Annotated in this window: 1 protein-coding gene; it reads left to right on the top strand. The window is 54.6% G+C overall.

All coding sequences use genetic code 11. The annotated features are described in order from the left end of the window. Nucleotides 1–226: 226 nt before the first annotated feature. Nucleotides 227–1,759 (top strand): DUF6531 domain-containing protein (locus HMPREF2944_RS09310; protein ID WP_246826217.1); only part of this gene is annotated, 1,533 nt, incomplete at its 3' end.

The following is a 1,759-nucleotide window of genomic DNA, read 5'->3' as shown; positions in this document are numbered from 1 at the left end:
TCAACCAGATTTCTACCGATATTTTCCAGGCAGGCGGCGGCGCCTAAGCCTCCCCTGGTGAACGCCGTTTACCGCCCCGATCCCCGGTTATGGGGCGGTGTGCGGTAGGCGGCGTTTTCTGTCATTTGGCTTCAACACACGTTACTTCCAGGCATGATGTACGTGCCTGTCTTAACGTGTTTAATCACCCCACTTCCGCACTTAGATACTTTTCAGAGGTTCTATCATGTCTTCCGGCCCGAACCCCCCCTACGCTAACAAAGAGGACGTTGTTTTTAATAATGAGGTCTCCGATAATCTTGCTAAGGCGTGCCGCAAAGTAGCGCAAAACATTGAAAATGCTATGCCTGGGCTCAAGTCCTCTTTGACGACTGCTCTTGAGGACTTTGAAGGACACTATGCGGACGTCACCGCCTCTAATATTGATACTGCAATCAGTGATGGTCGTGATATTGCCACCGTCTTCCGTCAGCTGGCTGGTGTGGTAGACAACCTTAAGGAAGCGGCTCACAGGGAGCAGGCGAACCGCCAGAAGGCTCGTGAATACGAGAGCGAGTGGTTTGGTCTCCACAAGGCGTGGGATGACTTCTGGGGAAATGCTCCGGCTAAGGCAGAGCCGTATATTCCAGATACAACAATTAATACTAAGTCGCTGGGTACTCGGGAGAATACTGAAACTCGTTCGTCGGGTATGGCTGTTTCTTCGGCGCGCCCTTCGACTGTTCGGGACCTCTCTACCACCTTGGGAAATCTCGGCACTGAGTTTGGCTCTGAGCCCGGCAATATTCGTAGCCTCGCTGCTGAATTTGCGGCTAAGTGTCAGTGGGGAACCATTGACGCTGAAAATCTCATCAGCACGTTTGAATCGTGGAATCAATCGAACGCCAACGATAAGACCTGGCTGGGTATTGTAGCCGATACCTTCAAACAGGCCGGCGGCAATGGTGAGATTAGCACCGTCTCGAATGAGACATTGGACAATGCGCTTGCTGCAGTGAATGTCAGTACCGAACGACCTGATTTGGAAGTTCCTGCACCGGCTGTTGTGGGTAAGCCTGCCACCAGCGGTTATGCGAATGATCCCGTGAACGTTGCGACCGGTAACTTCATCGAAGAAGAGACCGACATGGCATTCTCCGGCGTGGTTTCTGCCTGCTCTGTAACTCGCATGTACAACAGTGTGACCGTGTTCGGTCAGCACGCTGTATCCGGCGTGTTCGGCGCTGGCTGGTCCTCGAATATTGAGAGCCGCGTGCAGCTGAACGCTGAGAATGCTGTCTGGACGATGCCTGAAGGTCGTGAGGTCACCTTCGACCGAATGATTCGTGAGGACGGCACCCACGGCTATGCTCGTGCTCCGCGTGAAGCATGGTGGCTTGAAGAGCTACCCCTCACTCAGCTGACGGGTGAAGAGGGCTCTATTACTGACCCCTCCCTGCGCTATATTTTGCGCGCCACGGACTATGAAGCCTCGTCCCTGCTGCGCATCTCTGACAACTCTGGCACCCAACACATTTTTAGCCTCACCGGTATTTACCTGGGTATGAGCGCTGGAGCAGGTACTGCTGTCGCATACCTGCGCGATGAAGACGGCCGCGTTAGCGCTATCGTGCATCAGCGCGGCGCACGCATCAACGTGGAGTACACCGAAGGCGGCCTTGTCGGCGCTATTCACTCCTCACGCGGTCAATCGGTGCGTTACGAGTACGTCACCCTAGGCGGTCATACTCACCTGTGCGCTGTGCACGGTGACGCTGGT

It is taken from the genome of Rothia sp. HMSC072E10, from assembly GCF_001813965.1.
Lineage (GTDB): Bacteria > Actinomycetota > Actinomycetes > Actinomycetales > Micrococcaceae > Rothia > Rothia mucilaginosa_A.
Note: the sequence above shows the minus strand (reverse complement) of the source record. Positions and strands in the feature narration are given on the sequence as shown.